The sequence below is a fragment of the Anabaena azotica FACHB-119 genome, assembly GCF_014697625.1.
Classification (GTDB): Bacteria; Cyanobacteriota; Cyanobacteriia; order Cyanobacteriales; family Nostocaceae; genus Trichormus; species Trichormus azoticus_A.
In genome coordinates this window covers 109,787-126,766 of sequence record NZ_JACJSG010000015.1, presented here as the reverse complement: position 1 = coordinate 126,766, position 16,980 = coordinate 109,787, and the positions used below count along the sequence as shown (strand labels likewise).

9 protein-coding genes are annotated in these 16,980 nt (G+C 41.5%); 3 read left to right on the top strand and 6 right to left on the bottom strand.

Annotation, left to right across the window (positions count from 1 at the left end; translation table 11 throughout):
- Positions 1-202: 202 nt before the first annotated feature.
- Complete coding sequence (locus tag H6G83_RS13195; protein WP_190472572.1) at positions 203-4,795, top strand: SNF2-related protein; 4,593 nt, start codon at positions 203-205, stop codon at positions 4,793-4,795.
- A 73-nt stretch (positions 4,796-4,868) separates the two neighbouring features.
- Here the strand turns inward: H6G83_RS13195 and H6G83_RS13190 are convergent, their stop codons facing one another.
- A complete protein-coding gene (locus H6G83_RS13190; RefSeq protein WP_190472568.1) occupies positions 4,869-5,048 on the bottom strand; it encodes a hypothetical protein in 180 nt (59 codons plus the stop codon).
- A gap of 673 nt (positions 5,049-5,721) precedes the next feature.
- On the opposite strand from H6G83_RS13190, the gene H6G83_RS13185 reads away from it, so the two are divergent.
- Positions 5,722-7,266, top strand: a complete 1,545-nt coding sequence (locus tag H6G83_RS13185; RefSeq protein ID WP_190472565.1) for an NAD(P)/FAD-dependent oxidoreductase — start codon at positions 5,722-5,724, stop codon at positions 7,264-7,266.
- A gap of 118 nt (positions 7,267-7,384) precedes the next feature.
- Here H6G83_RS13185 and H6G83_RS13180 read toward each other — a convergent pair whose 3' ends face one another.
- The 3 genes from H6G83_RS13180 to H6G83_RS13170 all read right to left on the bottom strand — a co-directional run bounded on the left by H6G83_RS13180 (position 7,385) and on the right by H6G83_RS13170 (position 11,050).
- The gene (locus tag H6G83_RS13180) at positions 7,385-7,735 is read right to left on the bottom strand and encodes a Rieske (2Fe-2S) protein (protein WP_190472562.1); all 351 of its coding nucleotides are present in this window, start codon (positions 7,733-7,735) and stop codon (positions 7,385-7,387) included.
- A 172-nt stretch (positions 7,736-7,907) separates the two neighbouring features.
- Positions 7,908-10,328 (bottom strand): two-partner secretion domain-containing protein, encoded by a 2,421-nt coding sequence (locus tag H6G83_RS13175; RefSeq protein WP_190472559.1) that lies wholly within the window; start codon positions 10,326-10,328, stop codon positions 7,908-7,910.
- Between the two features lie 479 nt (positions 10,329-10,807).
- Positions 10,808-11,050, bottom strand: coding sequence for a hypothetical protein (locus H6G83_RS13170; RefSeq protein WP_190472557.1), 243 nt, complete (start codon positions 11,048-11,050; stop codon positions 10,808-10,810).
- Positions 11,051-11,903: 853 nt separating this feature from the next.
- On the opposite strand from H6G83_RS13170, the gene H6G83_RS13165 reads away from it, so the two are divergent.
- Complete coding sequence (locus tag H6G83_RS13165) at positions 11,904-14,486, top strand: GAF domain-containing protein (protein WP_190472554.1); 2,583 nt, start codon at positions 11,904-11,906, stop codon at positions 14,484-14,486.
- Between the two features lie 93 nt (positions 14,487-14,579).
- On the opposite strand, the gene H6G83_RS13160 is transcribed toward H6G83_RS13165, so the two are convergent.
- Both H6G83_RS13160 and H6G83_RS13155 read right to left on the bottom strand, forming a co-directional pair.
- Positions 14,580-15,761 (bottom strand): FtsW/RodA/SpoVE family cell cycle protein, encoded by a 1,182-nt coding sequence (locus H6G83_RS13160; RefSeq protein WP_190472551.1) that lies wholly within the window; start codon positions 15,759-15,761, stop codon positions 14,580-14,582.
- 201 nt (positions 15,762-15,962) lie between these two features.
- Positions 15,963-16,979: an aldo/keto reductase gene (locus H6G83_RS13155; protein ID WP_190472549.1), complete on the bottom strand. Its 1,017-nt coding sequence runs from the start codon at positions 16,977-16,979 to the stop codon at positions 15,963-15,965.
- Position 16,980 lies beyond the last annotated feature (1 nt).

The window sequence follows — 16,980 nt, the reverse complement described above, 5'->3', positions numbered from 1 at the left end:
TTAGTAAAAAATTATCAGCATTAACCGCCGTTCGTGTAGCGTTCCGGTAGGAATGCAGAGGATAAACGCCGAGATTTTTTTGTGCCAGTAAATGAGGGTAAATTAGCAATGATATTTTTATATTAGTTATTATTAAATAATATATGGATAAATACAAAAAATAAATATTTATTAATTTAAGTAAAATTTGAGAAGTTAAAAGATGGCAATTTTACACGGTAGTTGGATATCAAAAGAGCAAGATAGTTGTTTATTTGTTTGGGGGGAGACTTGGCGATCGCCACAAGTGGAGTTTGATTTTGAGGAGGTATTGCTGAATCCTTTGGCGCTGTCGGCATCTGAGTTAAGTGATTGGTTGCAGTCTCAACATGGGGCAATTTTTAACTTACTACCGCAACAAGTAGAGAAGCGAACATCTAAAGCAGCCAGTGCGACAAAAATAAATTTACCAATTTCCTCGCAGATAATTGCTCTGCCAACAATAATTTCTCAACCTGGTAAAAAAGAAACAGTTGTCATTTCTCCTGTACATTCTGCTGCTTTAGCATCTGAGAATGATTCAAAAACTTATTTACACCCTTGGCTTGTGGAAGGTTTTTGTCTTTCCCCTGGTGCAGCGATTAAATTTCTCACTTCTTTACCTTTAAATATTACTACCGGAGAAAATGCTTTTTTAGGTGGCGACTTACGTTTTTGGTCACAAATTGCCCGTTGGAGTTTAGATTTAATTTCTCGGTCTAAATTTATTCCCAATATTCAGCGACAGCCTAATAATTCTGTTAATAGCAGATGGCAAGTGCTTTTGGATAGTGCTGTAGATGGAACCCGCTTAGAAAAGTTTGCGGCGAAAATGCCTTTGGTTTGTCGGACTTATCAAAATCAATTCAAAATTCAAAATACCCTACGGGAAGCTAAAGCTACAAAATTCAAAATTGAAGAAGTGGTGGGAAGTGGGAAATCTGCTTTATGTATAGATTTTCCTGTGCAGACGCAGGAGTTAATATTGGGGTTTCTCAATGATGTGATAGATACTCAACTGCGGGAGATGGTGGGAAATCAGCCTGTGGTGGAAACTCGGTTGCTGGCTGCTTTACCGCCTGCGGTGCGTCAGTGGCTGCAAGCTTTAACTGGTGCGTCTAATTCGGTGAATGCGGATGCGGTGGGTTGGGAACGGTTAGAGGCGGCGCTGAAGGCTTGGACGATGCCGCTACAATATCAATTGGCTAGCAAAAATCAATTTCGTACTTGTTTTGAGTTAAAAGCACCAGAACCAGAAAAAAACCAATGGACGCTGGCTTATTTCTTGCAAGCAGCCGATGATCCAGAATTTTTGGTGGATGCGGCGACTATTTGGCAGCATCCTGTTGAACAATTAGTTTACCAAGAGCGCTCAATTGAACAACCCCAGGAAACATTTTTGCGGGGTTTGGGGTTAGCTTCTCGATTATATCCGGCGATCGCACCGACTTTAGATACAGAATCGCCGCAATTTTGCCACCTCAACCCCATGCAGTCCTATGAATTTATCAAGTCAGTTGCTTGGCGATTTGAAGATAGCGGTTTAGGTGTGATTTTACCACCCAGTTTGGCGAACCGTGAAGGCTGGGCAAATCGTTTGGGTTTGAAAATCTCCGCCGAAACGCCAAACAAAAAACAAGGGCGTTTGGGATTACAAAGTTTGCTAAATTTTCAATGGCAATTAGCCATAGGCGGGCAAACTATTTCTAAGGCAGAATTTGATCGATTGGTAGCTTTAAAAAGCCCATTGGTAGAAATTAACGGGGAGTGGGTAGAGTTGCGTCCCCAAGATATCAAGACAGCCGAAGCCTTTTTTACTGCCCGTAAAGACCAAATGGCTTTATCTTTAGAAGATGCCTTACGTCTGAGTACCGGAGATACTCAAGTAATTGAGAAATTACCAGTCGTTAGTTTTGAAGCCTCCGGCGCATTACAAGAATTAATTGGGGCGCTAACAAATAATCAAGCAGTCGCACCATTACCCAAGCCGAAAGACTTTCAAGGACAGTTACGCCCATATCAAGAAAGGGGTGCAGCTTGGTTGGCTTTTCTGGAACGTTGGGGTTTAGGTGCTTGTCTCGCCGACGATATGGGATTGGGTAAATGTGTAGCACCTGATACATTGGTGAATGTTAATGGACTGTTACAGACAGCCGAGACTATTTGGAAAAATCACGCAGGTACAGCCATATTTGATGGTGAAGGATTTTGGACAGAACCGACTGCGGAATTGTTAGTTAATTCTATACATGAAGAGACTGGTAAAATTATCCAGGCTCCTATTAAAAGATTATATCGGCAGCAGGTAAGTGAAACATTAAAAAGAATTACTCTCCAAGATGGCAGCAGTATAACTATTACCCATCGCCACAAACTACTAACAAATCAGGGTTGGACAAATAATTTACAGGTGGGTGATTACGTTTGTGTACCTGCGAAAATGCTTTGGCATGGTCAACAGGAAGACCTTGATTTAATTAAATTTTTGGCTTGGCAAATTGCCGAAGGGTATGAACTACTTGATAGAGGAACTGTCACAATTACCCAAAAGGATACTAAATTATTAGCAGAACTTAGGGAGACATTTCAACGTATAGGCGATCGCTACAGTCTCAAGATTAACAACCCGCAAATTTATAGCCCATCAAACAGAGTTCCCTATCTCCAAATTAATAGCCAAACTTATCGGCAATTTTTGGAAGCTAAAGGTTACATTTGGGGCAAACTTTCCGCAGAAAAATCTGTTCCTTCCTTGATTATGCAGGCAGATGTGGATAGTATACGCTGCTTTTTACGTAACTATTTTGATGCTGAATCTGCCGTAATTTTTAGTATGCGGAGTATAGAGATTTCTACAGCCTCACCCTTACTAATTGAGCAATTATCTACACTGCTGCGACGTTTCGGCATTTGGTTGAGGATTTCACCCAAGCAAAAATCAGCAACCAATGGTAAGCAAATTTTCCGTACTTATTATATCGGTGTTATTGGCGGTAATTCTGCTAGGAGATTCTTACAAGAAATTGGTTTTGGTAATGCACAAAAGCAGGAAAAGTTAATAAAAATTTGTCAGCAATTCAATAACACTAATGTTGAAGGCATTCCGGCTAGTGATAGTGCCTTTTCCCAATATTTGCAAAACCTATCTCCTTGTATGCAAGAGGCTTTGATTTCTCCCCCTTCCCTACAAGGGAAGGGGGCTGGGGGGTTAGGTTTGACGATAGCTTTGCCACTAGATGTAGAACAGTTAACCCTTACCAAAAAATCGTTAGAACATTTACTTGAAAAAGAAGTTTTTTACTGCAAGATTGCCAAAATCGAAGAAATTGATTATCAAGGTTGGGTTTATGACTTTGAAGTGAGCGAACATCACAACTTTGTTGCTAATAGTATCATTTGCCATAACACAATTCAATTTATCGCTTTCTTACTGCACCTGAAAGAACAGGATGTACTAGAAAAACCCACTTTACTAGTTTGTCCTACTTCTGTTTTAGGTAACTGGGAACGAGAAGTGAAAAAATTTGCCCCTACACTGAAAGTTCTCCAATATCATGGTGATAAACGTCCCAAGGGTAAAGCTTTTCAAGAAGCAGTCAAAAAACACGATTTAGTTATTACAAGTTACGCCTTAATTCATCGAGATATCAAATCATTACAGGGTGTTTCTTGGCAGATAATTGTCTTAGATGAAGCCCAAAATGTGAAGAATGCCGAAGCCAAGCAATCACAAGCAGTTAGACAAATAGAAACCACATTTCGCATTGCTTTGACGGGTACACCAGTAGAAAATAGACTACAGGAACTTTGGTCAATTTTAGATTTTCTCAATCCAGGTTATTTAGGTAATAAACAATTCTTTCAAAGACGCTTTGCTATGCCAATTGAAAAGTATGGTGATGCAGCATCTTTAAATCAATTGCGGGCTTTGGTGCAACCATTTATTCTGCGTCGTCTAAAAACAGACCGGGAAATTATTCAAGACTTGCCAGATAAGCAAGAAATGACTGTATTTTGTGGTTTGACTGCGGAACAAGCTGCACTTTATCAGCAAACTGTAGAAACATCGTTAGTAGAAATTGAATCAGCAGAAGGATTACAACGTCGCGGGATGATTTTAGCCTTGTTGATTAAACTCAAACAAATTTGTAATCATCCAGCGCAATATTTGAAAGCAGCGACATTGGAAAAATACAGTTCAGGTAAACTACAACGTTTAGAAGAAATGTTGGAAGAAGTATTAGCAGAAGGCGATACTTACAGCGCTGCTGGTGGGGGAAGGGCTTTAATTTTCACCCAATTTGCCGAATGGGGTAAGTTACTCAAACCTCATTTAGAAAAACAACTAGGGCGTGAAATATTCTTCCTATATGGTAGTACCAGTAAAAAGCAACGTGAGGAAATGATTGACCGTTTCCAACATGACCCCCAAGGGCCGCCAATTATGATTCTTTCTCTAAAAGCTGGCGGTGTGGGGTTAAATTTAACTAGGGCAAATCATGTATTTCACTTTGATAGATGGTGGAATCCTGCTGTAGAAAATCAAGCTACAGACCGGGTATTTCGGATTGGTCAAACACGCAATGTACAAGTGCATAAATTTGTTTGCAATGGCACTTTAGAAGAGAAAATTCACGACATGATTGAGAGTAAAAAACAATTAGCGGAACAAGTTGTGGGTGCGGGTGAAGATTGGTTAACTGAACTAGATACAGACCAATTGCGGAATTTACTGATACTTGACCGTAGTGCAGTAATTGATGAAGACACAGATTAATTTATCTCTGTGTTCTCTGTGCCTCTGTGGTGATAATTTTTTAACCACAGAGACAAGGAGACACAGAGAACTGTTAATTTAGTAAACTTGGTTTGTCGGTAAAAGCAGCAATTGTTGATACTGGGTATATTTGACTGATGGGTGCTGGCTGCATATCGCGGTAGTCTAATATTTGCACAATTATGAGATAGGCGATCGCTAAAAGAATCGAAATAGCCCCTGTAATAATTGCCACAATTTTCTTACGTTCCATCACTAGTTCCTTCCATTCAACTTATTCGTCTTTATCTATATTTAACTTAGAGGTAGGGTGCGTCAGATGTGGAAAATTCTTGAATGTGTACGAAATTCTTGGGGTTGACGCACCCTACAGTTAGTTTGATTATGGCACTTGCGTAAGTCCTACAGCACATTTTATCTGAGTGAGGTACATAAGTAGGTAGGGTGGGCATTGCCCACCAAGACTATGATATGGTGGGCAATGCCCACCCTACAGGTACGGAGACTTTTTCAAAATTCAAATAGGATTTCTATATCTATTAGGACTTACGCAACTGGCATATTTTTTCTGTAGGGTGTGTGACGCTCTTAAAATATTTGAACGTAGTCATGAGACTTGTAGCGTCACGCACCAACCACCAATTGTGACACTTGCGTAAGTCCTATCTATATTTAACTGAGTAATACTAATATAAAAAAAGAATGCAACAAATACACAGATCCAGACTATATGTTAACGTGAGTTCGACCAGCGTTGTTTTGACCTCTCCCCCAACCCCTCTCCTACAAGGAGAGGGGAGTAAGAGGGTGATTTTTTCGTTTCTCTTCCCTCTCCTATGAGGAGAGGGAGGTTGGGAGGGAGAGGTTCATCGAACTCACGTTATGTTATGTATGGCTTTTTGAATTTTGAATTTTGAATTAATATCATGTCCCTAACTGAAGAAATTCTTTCCCAATTACCAGGGGATGTTTTAGGAAATTTACGCCGTGCTGATGATATCCTTAAATCTATTCGAGAAAATACCGCGCCCATACCTGCGGTAGTTAAGGAAAGTCAAGCCAGCTTGGGTAGTGTGGATTGGGATGCAGTTATTTGTGGTGGTACATTAGGAATTATCATCGGTTGCGCCTTGGCGGTACGGGGGTTGCGGGTGGCGTTGCTGGAGAGGGGTATTTTACGGGGTAGAGAACAGGAGTGGAATATTTCTCGTCAAGAGTTAGCGGTGTTTGTAGAATTGCATCTGCTGACTGAGGAGGAGTTGGAAAAAGCGATCGCCACAGAATACAATCCAGCCAGGGTCAAATTTAAGGATGGTGCAGAAGTTTGGGTCAAGGATGTCTTAAATATTGGTGTAGATCCAGTTTATTTACTCGCTACTTTAAAACAAAGATTTTTAGCAGTTGGTGGACAGTTATTTGAACAAACACCCTTTAGCGAAGTAGTTGTTCATCCAGATGGAGTAAAAGTCAATCACCAATTCACAGCCAAATTGTTAATAGATGCGATGGGAAACCTTTCCCCCATCACCAAACAAGCACGTCAAGGGAAAAAACCGGATGCACTTTGCTTAGTTGTGGGAAGCTGCGCTCAAGGTTTTAGCGAAAATCATGCAGGTGACTTGATATTATCATTTACATCATTACAAAATCAATGCCAATATTTTTGGGAAGCCTTCCCCGCTAGAGATGGGAGGACGACATATTTATTTACCTACATGGATGCTCATCCGCAACGCTTGAGCTTAGAAGACTTGTTTGGCGAATATCTGCGCCTATTACCAGAATATCAAGGTGTAGAATTAGGACAGTTACAATTTCAAAGAGCCTTGTTTGGGTTTTTTCCTAGCGATCGCCAAAGTCCACTAAAAACTCTCTGGAATCGCATTCTCCCAGTTGGAGACAGTAGCGGAAATCAATCACCCTTGAGTTTTGGCGGCTTTGGCGCAATGGTACGCCACCTCAAGCGTTTAACAATGGGGATAGAAGAAGCCCTACATACAGAACAATTATCAGCCAAAGCATTAACATTACTGCAACCATACCAACCAAACCTCAGCGTCACTTGGTTATTTCAAAAAGCCATGAGTGTTAGTGTCAATCAAAACATTGCCCCAGAGCAAATTAATCAACTACTGTCAACAGTTTTTCAAGAAATGCAACAATTAGGGACACCAGTATTAAAACCCTTTTTGCAAGATATAGTCCAGTTTTCAGCCTTGACAAAAACACTAGCAAAAACTGGGTTATCTCATCCAGCATTAGTAGCTAAAATAATCCCCCAAGTGGGTTTAGCAAATCTCCTAGATTGGCTGGTGCATTATACCAACTTAGGAACTTATACAGCCTTGTTTGCACTGAGCCACATCTTGGAGGCGTGGATGAAAAATTTACCACCCACACAACAATACTATTGGCATCGCTTAGTAGATGCTTGGAAATTTGGTTCCGGTGCTGATTACACAGAGGACTAGGGGTGTAGGGGTGCGTCAGGATGAATATTTTCTTGCTATAGCCAGGGTTTCTCGTACTGACGCACCCTACATTTTGACGATTTTATCTATAAGTCTCTAAATCCCCAATCCCCATGATTTACACTCCTACCCAGATACTACCTTCTTCCACACGGGTAGGAAAGACTGATAGTCCCTTTTCTTTAGAAATCATCCCCATCACTTTCCCGATACCAGGAGGGAAGGGAGTCCAGGTAGTAGGATTACCTGTTGTTAGGTCAAATGCACTACGGTGAAAAGGACATACTATTGCTCCCTCATCGGTAATTTTGCCCTTCTGTAAAGGCAACTTCAAGTGAGGACAAGAATTTTCTATCGCAAAAACTTGGTTGTTATGGTTGAGTAACAGGATATTACGTTGTTCCACCTTCACCACTTTACGCCCATTGGCTGGTAATTCATCTTGGGAAATGACTTTAATCCAGTTCATTTAGACCTCGCTTCTCAAGCGGCTCATAAGATACATCATTTTACAGGCTTGTGTGGTTCTTTGGGAGTGGGGGGAGATGAGGGAGTAGGGGAGCAGGGGAGCAGGGGAGCAGAGGAGAAAATATTCATCATCACTAACAACTGTCACCTGTCACCTGTCACCTGTCACCTGACTAATTACAAACATTTGACTTTTGCCAAGAATTATGCAGTGCGGTGGGTGTATTGGCAGTGAGAACAACATTACCTTGGGAATTTACTTTCCATCCTGTAGCTTCTACAATCTTGGTTTCGGTGGGGGTAGAAATTTTGTTGGTAATGGTGTTTGAGGATTTCTCCACATTATCTACAGCAATCCACTCGGTGAGAACAGCATCAGAGGAGAGAACTTCATCGGGACTGCTTGGCAAACCACCGCGTCCGGTGATAGTAAAACTGTTAGGATTTTTTCCGAAAGCTGCTTGACAGACTTGAGCTAGTTTAGGCTCAACATTTTGAGTTGATAAATTAACTGATCTTTGGTTAGGATCAGCTTCTGGGCTATCAATTTTAACTGTGCCGTTTACCCCAAATTCAGAACTAGCGGTGATGTCATTGGTGAGTGGGTTCTCTTTTTCTCTAGCTTCTATACCATAAATGCGAAAAGCATTGATATTAACGTTGCCGCCTGTGCCATCAAAAGCATTAGCTGTAATATCGCTATTTTCACCGGGAACGGTAATGATAAAACCATCGGGCATATTAATATTTATATTCCCGCCATTGCCAGTACTACCTATAGTGCCTGCTGTTGTGGATATGGAGCTATTCCGGCGTAAAAGTAACTGATTCTCAATTTGCAAATTGATATCACCACCGTTACCTGATCGAGTTGTAGCCTTCAAAGTTGCACGATTATCGAGATTAATTTCGCGGGCGTTAATATCTATTGTGCCTGCATCTCCTCCACCCAAAGTTTCTACCGTGACTGTAGCGCGATCGCTCACATTTAATTTACCTGTAGTAATAAATATAGAACCTGCACTTCCACTTCCTCTGCTGCTAGCAAATAAACCACTGGGGTCTAATCCATTGGATGCTGTGCCACTTAGTTCTATAAAGTCAGTAGCATTTATGGTCAAAATTCCTCCATCGCCTCGACTAATTGCACCAGTACCAGATGTGATAACCGCTCCATCTTGGACAATTAAAGCTGAAGTATTAATAATCAGGTTCCCTGCTTTACCCTGACCCAGAGCTTGAGTAAATAAGCCACTAGGTGGTAGGCCTGAAGCGGGTGAAGTTCCGCTTAGTTTGACTAAATCCAAATCGACTAATTCTAAAGTTCCCCCATTACCTGTACTACCTTCCCAAGCAGTTGTAGATACATTTCCTCCCCCCTCAACTATTAAATTTCTAGTGTTAATTGTTAGTTTACCTGCGTTACCTTGGCTAAAAGTGTAAGCATACAATGCGCTGGGATTGCCAGATGCTGATGATATGCCAATCACTTCTACAAAATCAGTTGCTTTAATTTCAACATTGCCACCATCACCTGTAACGAGTTTAGAATCACGGAAGCCTACTAAAGTTCCTATATTAGCGCCATTTTGAAGAGTTAATCGTTCTGCCTGAATTGAGATTGTTCTACCTGGTTGAGTCCCTAAATTGTAAGCTATTACTTGTGAATCTTTGTTGAGAGTGATTTGTCTGCCATTTAGCTGAATAGAACCACTTCCCAAGTTATCATAATTGATACTTTCATCAACTTTGGTACTTACATCAATTAGGGAGTTATTCTCAAGTGATAAATCTGCTAATGCTGCGTTGTCAGCAAAACTTAAAGGCTGATTATTACTATCTAAGTCTAACTTTACATTTCCTGCTTCTAGGATTCCTCCCACAGCAATTTGACCACTTCGCGCTGTTAAACTTCCACCATTTAGATTAACATTACCACCTACTAAAGCCAAAGTTTTACCTGTTGGCACTTCTAGCTTACCTTGTACATTAATTCCTCCTGCATTCCTCCCAAATTGCAATCCCATTGGCACGTTAATATTGAGTAGAGGTAAGGGTTGGGGAGAAGTGGCACTAAATACAATATCATTAGGAAAAGTGATCCCACTGGCTGTAGTGCCAATAAATGAGCCTGATAAATTCAGTGAGGCTTTTGAACCAAAATAAAGCCCGTTGGGATTTATTAAAAATAAATTTGCATTAGAAAAATTAGCAGCAGTGTTAATATTACCGAGAATATCAGAGCGGTTACTACCTGTCACTCTAACTAAAATATTCCTGATATTAGTATTAATTTCCGGCTTTAAGAAAATGGCTGTCCGTCCTTCGCTAACATTAAATTCTTGAAAACTGTGAAAAAGATTTTCTCCCCTAACGGCTCCGCCTTTGAGTGCTTCTGTAGCACTACCATTGTAGTCTGGAATAACTTGCGAATTTTCATTACCTAGAGTTTGATCAGGCTTAATATTACTGGGAATATTTTCTGCAAAAACTGTATTTCCAAAAGGAAAGTTTATTCCCAATGCTAATGTTCCAGCAGTTGCTAAAACATTTATCCAGGTCAACTTCCAAAATAAATTCTTATTATATGCCATATAAAATTTTATTTCTAATCAAAACTATGTTGATAAAATCACTTGTTATTATTTCCTACTCATGTAGGAGCGGGTTTATTAAGTAGGGGCGGGTTGATGAATATCCACCATAATTAAACCTGAGTTCGACGGCTGAAAAAACCCACTTCCATATCCTCTCACGCCAGTTGCTACAAGTCGGCAGAGCCGCCCAACGCACTAGCTCCCCTAAGAGGAGATAGGCTTTAAAAGCCTAATTTATCCTTAATATCTCATACTCTACACTCCCCTCTCCTCGTAGGAGAGGGGTTGGGGGTGAGGTCAAAACCGCACTGGTCGAACTCACGTTAATTAATGATAATCTTCGTGAACCCGCCCCCACTCCCTACGCAAACAAATTTAGCAGCAACCAGACTCCCATAGCATCCAAAAACTATTAGCTAGATAAAAAAGTGTTTATCTAGCTGAGGAATGCGATTTATTGTAGATATTCCAGTTGACTAAATACTTGCTGGGTCAGCAGGATCTGTATTTTCTTCTGGGTTAGATGGAACCGCTGAAGGTGGAGGTGGAGGTGTAGGTGTAGGTGTAGGTAATGGTTTTGGATTAGGACCCGGTGGTGGTGGGGGCCATTGAATTGCTTCTATGGTGAAACTAGGTTTGATAGCAAAGGTACTTTTTTGCCAAGATGGGGCTACTCTGCTTTTTGTTAAGGTGCTAGCTTGTCCTGATCTGCTATTCATCGGGTAGATTTACCTTTTTCAAAACGTAGGAGTTGAGTTAAATATCGATAAGTAATTGCCGAGCTTGAAAAAACGTCTACAGCAAATCACTATCTCAGTATTTTCCGCAAGGGTTGCTTTCACTATCTCATCTGTTCACTTTTTCGCTTTTATGCAAAGGCGAAAGATTTGTTACAAAAGTTTATAACTTGCTGGTGTACGGCTACTTGCTGGACTATAAAAACTAGCGACTGGGATGCAAAGGAAATATTTTGATAAACTCTTTGGTTGTAGCTGCATAAAGTTTTGCTAATTAAACACAGACTTGAGAGCTTGGGTCAATTCCAGATGATTAAATAGTTGCTGGGTTAGCTGGGGCTGGATTTTGTTGTGGGTTAGATGGATTGAGAGCTTGTTAACACTTGTAAATAAGTTGACCTTGAGCTTGTCACTTAGATTACAGCGTTTCTCTCTGGGATGGAGTATAGATTTACAGAGGGGAGAAATTAGTCAAGCTTGGGCTAGGGTGATGTACTTCATCTAAATGAAAAGCACTATTTCCATCGATGTGTTATTTGGGATGGAAAATTGGGAATCCTAATTTATACACTACTCCCATGAGTAGAGTTGGTCAAGCAGGTGATAGCTTGATTTGCTAGTATAACTGTGAACTTAGCGATCGCTCCCGCGTTATCGTCTATACTTTTGTGGCTGTAAGGAATTAGTAGGTGAAGATAGGCAAAACCAAGATTAGGCCAGGATGACGCTGACTGAACTACAGATTACACTGTGTGTAATGTCCATCCCTTGTTGCATTTAGCAACACTTAAATAAATTCTTAAAAGTCTAAATCCTGCTATATCAAAAATTACCTATGTCATCGCAACAGCGTAATTTTAGGGAGACTGGCGATTTGATGAGTGGTCAACACAACCAGGAACAAAACTTGCCAGCAACTTCATCTCCTGTGGGCGCACTAGCCCGCAGAAAAGGTACTATTTCTACGTTTCTTGCTCCCTTAACTCAGGATACTTTTAAACAAGTTGTTACAGAAGTTGAGCAAAAACTCCAAGTTGTGCATCAAACCCTGTCGATGTTAGATTCTCATGGGTTTGAGACAATTCTACAAGAAATGCTACAGTCAATTACCCTAAAAACAGGGGAATTACTAGGAGCAGACCGAACAACTATATTTTTACTGGATGAAGAAAAACAAGAACTGTGGTCAATTGTCGCCGCCGGAGAGGGCGATCGCCCGCTAGAAATTCGCATTCCCGCCGACAAAGGGATTGCGGGTGAAGTGGCTACTTTTAAAAAGGTCATTAACATACCTTTTGACTTTTATCACGATCCCCGCTCTTGCTTTGCTCAAGCACAAGAGAAAATTACTGGCTATCGTACCTACACCATGTTGGCTCTACCGCTCCTGAACGACCAAGGGCGACTGGTGGCGGTGGTACAATTACTCAACAAATTAAAATCCTTCAACTCCCCCGATGCACCATTGGGAGAACGGATTGATACTAGGGGCTTTACCATTGCTGATGAGCAGTTATTTCAGGAATTTGCGCCGTCAATTCGCTTGATATTAGAGTCGTCGCGCTCATTTTACATAGCGACGCAAAAACAAAGGGCGGCGGCGGCGATGATGAAGGCGGTCAAATCCCTCAGCCAAAGTAGTCTGGATTTGGAAGATACCCTTAAACGGGTGATGGACGAAGCGAAGGAACTGATGAACGCCGATCGCAGTACCTTATGGCTGCTAGACCGCGATCGCCAGGAATTATGGACGAAAATTACTCAAGATGATGGTTCAACAAAAGAGTTGCGTGTCCCCATAGGTAAAGGTTTTGCGGGGATAGTCGCCGCATCTGGTCAAAAACTCAACATTCCTTTTGATTTATACGACCATCCAGACTCGGAAACCGCCAAACAAATCGACCAGCAAAACGGCTACCGTACCTGTAGTTTATTATGTATGCCCGTATTCAACGGCGACCAAGAATTAATCGGTGTTACCCAACTGGTCAATAAAAAGAAAAGCGGCGATTTCCCCCACTATAATCCAGATACCTGGCCCTTAGCCCCCGAATGCTTCCAAGCGAGTTTTGACCGCAATGACGAAGAGTTCATGGAAGCTTTCAATATCCAAGCTGGGGTGGCGTTACAGAATGCACAATTGTTCGCCACAGTCAAGCAGCAAGAACAAATGCAACGGGATATTCTGCGGAGTCTTTCTAATGGGGTGATTTCCACAGATAAAGTGGGGACGATTATCGCGGCGAATGAAAGCGCCCAACGTTTGTTGGGGTTAGAATCAGAGGAGCGTTTGAAAGGTAAGTTAATTAGTGAAGCGATCGCCATCAAGGAAGGTGATTTCAGTAAATGGTGTGACGATGCTTTACATGGGACAGATACCAAAGGTCGCCAACAATATTACCCAGACAGGACACTCATCAGCAGCGAGTCAACACAACACAGCATTAATTTATCTATAAATACTATTGCCGATGCCAGCGATCCCCAGCAAGTTTGCGGCGCGTTGGTGGTGATGGAAGATATTAGTGATGAGAAACGGCTCAAAAGTACGATGTATCGCTACATGACCCAGGAATTAGCAGAAGAATTGTTGAAATTGGATGATGCTAAACTGGGAGGCGATCGCAAAGACGTTTCCATATTATTTTCCGATATTCGCGGCTACACCACTTTGACTGAGAATCTCCAAGCAGAAGAAGTGGTAAGTATGCTCAATGAATATTTTGAGTCGATGGTAGAGGCTGTATTCAAGCATAAAGGGACACTCGATAAATACATCGGTGATGCCATTATGGCTGTGTTTGGTTCGCCCCTCCCCCTAGAAGAACACGCTTGGATGGCGGTACAAACATCGATAGAAATGCGCCATCGCTTACAGGAATTTAACCAACGTCGTCATGCAGCCAATAAACCGAAAATTAACATTGGCATTGGGATTAACTCTGATACCGTAATTAGCGGTAATATTGGTTCTAGTAAGCGGATGGAATTTACAGCGATCGGTGATGGTGTAAATCTGGGTTCCCGCTTAGAAAGTGTCAGTAAGCAATATGGTTGTGACATTATCATTAGCGATAATACCTTTAAGCCATGCCAAGATCGGGTCTGGGCTAGAGAACTAGATTACATCCGCGTCAAAGGTAGAAACGAACCCGTATCCATATATGAGTTAGTCGGTTTACGTTCCGACCCCATCAGCAGTGATAAAATGCGAGTAATTGAGCATTATCATAAAGGTCGGCAATACTACCTCAGACGACAGTTTCCTCTAGCTAGGGGAGAATTCGCCAAGGTTTTAGCATTTGATAACCAGGACAAAGCCGCCATGCTGCACCTACTACGCTGTCAACATTGGCTACAGTCACCGCCAACAGATAGCGAATGGGATGAAGGCGTGTGGACTTTTCAGGAGAAGTGAGGCTTTATCAGTTATCAGTTATCAGTTATCAGTTATCAGGTGATGTTTATTGTTCACTGTTCACTGATAACTGTTCACTGACACCCACTTCCTCTATAACCGACGCGGACGTTGATTTTGATGCGGTCTGCGTAGTGGTAAGATTTCCGCTTCACTACTTTCTCTGGCTACGCGAATTAGTAAAGCTGCACCTATTAAACTGGCTATCATGGAGTTACCACCGTAACTAAACATGGGTAAGGGTAAGCCTGTGGTTGGTAATGCGCCTGTGGCTACGGCAATATGTAATAATGATTGTCCTACCATGATGATTGTGACTCCCATCGCTACTAGCCGATGGACAGAATTTTTAGCTTTAAGTGCAATTACTAGTCCCAAGGTAGTAAATAAGGCTAAAAGTACCAGCAAGACTATACTGCCCACAAAGCCAAATTCTTCAGCGAACACGGCGAAAATAAAGTCGGTGTCTTGAATTGGTAGGTAGAATAGCTTTTGCTGTGACATCCCAAATCCTGCTCCCCAAGTTCTACCAGAACCCACTGCCAAAAGACTCTGTACCAATTGATACCCATCTCCTGTTGCGTCTGCCCAAGGGTTGAGGAATGATAATACCCGTCTGCGTTGATAGTCTTTGATGCTAATACTCAGTAAGCCTAACAGGAAGCCACCGATCGCCGTTCCTGCTAAATAATGGTAAGGTATACCTCCTGCTAGGGCAATTAACCAGATAGTCATACCGCAAAGTGCGGCTGTACTTAAGTTAGGCTGGGCTAGAATGCCTAAAATTACTAAACCGAAAATCCCTAGCCAAGTTAAACGCACTCGCCAAGTCAACCGTTCCCAATTGCCAAACAATCTGGCACTTTGTAGCACTAAAAAGGGTTTAATTAGTTCTGATGGTTGTATGGGGATAGGCCCAAGGGCTATCCAACGGGCTGCGTCAAAGGCTTTTTTACCCAAACCAGGGATGAGGGTAACAAAAATTAATATTAAAAATATTCCTAGTAGCCAGTGAGAGATACTAAGAATTTTTTGTATGGGTCGATTAACAATGATATTAAAGCCGATGAGTGCGGCGAGAACCCAAAGGATTTGTCGTTTGAAGTAATACAAACCATCGCCTTGACGGACATCAGCTACTACATAGGAGGCTGAAAATAGAATTGTCAAACCGACAAATAACCAAATGAACGTTAGCCAGCGCAACAACCGCGCTTCTAAAGCCCAGGTGGAGACAGAATCATCAAAAAATGGAATCAGGCTGCGTAGCTTCACGATTCAGTAGGGGTAAAAGTAAGAAATTGAGTATTGAAAGTTAGATATAACACTCATAACTTATAACTCATAATTCGTGATATGATGCACTGTTAAAATTGCACCATTGATGTAGGATGTTACAGAGGATGGATGTTGTTGTGAATTGTTGATCCTCAACCTTGTTATGATAGCGATCGCCAGGCGAACTTATCGCGATTATCAACGATATTCATCACCGCAATCACCGATGACTTGATATAAATCTCGTGATTGACTGGAGATAGTGTTGATGCCATTGCTATCTTCTGCATCTAAACTAAAACTAAATACCTTGGCGTTATCTTCAATATGTTCCGACACCCCCAACCTTGCACCAACTATCACACCGCCAACAGTTGGCTTATCTAAAATATAACGAGTTGCCACATTAGCAATGCTAACTCCATGCTTATCAGCGATTTGCTTGAGAGTAGCAAGTAACTCTTGAAATAATCTCCAGCCTCCCCAAGCATCAATCATATTTTTGTACTTACGCAAACTAGCCGTACCCAAATCAAAACCCCTTGGTTCTGGTTTTCCTAAATATTTTTCTGATAATAAACCACCGCAAATAGTCCCATAAGTGAAAAGTTTGATGCCATGTTTTTCACAAAACTGGATCATACTTACTTCTGGACGGCGGTCTACCACAGAAAACTGCACTTGATTAGAAACAATTTTAATTCCCGCTTCGGTAATAATTTGCAAACGTTCTGTGTCAAAATTAGTCAAAGCCAAATGCTTAATTTTGCCCTCGTTTTGCAGTTCCGCCATATATTTCAGGGCATCTAAATAATTTTTATCCTGATAATCCCACCAGTGGAACTGCATCAAATCTAATGATTCTACATCCATTCTGCGCCGGGAGATATCTAGATTCTCCTCAACCAGTTTCTTCGTCATCTTCCCTGGACGAGGAACCCATTTTGTGAATGCTTGAATATTAGCTAAAGCTGCTTCACCACGGTTAGCAACTAACTGACGACGAAACTCACCAATAAAGTCTTCCGCCGGGCCATAATGGTCTGCTAAATCCCATGTAGTAAAGCCTGCATCCACGTATTGAAACATAGTTTGGATAGCAGCTTTCTGATTAATCTTACCATGTGCGCCAGATACTTGCCACATTCCTTTTAATATCCGGCAAATGTTTAAATCAGAGGTAAATTGTAAGCGACTTTCTTCTGGTAGTGCCATT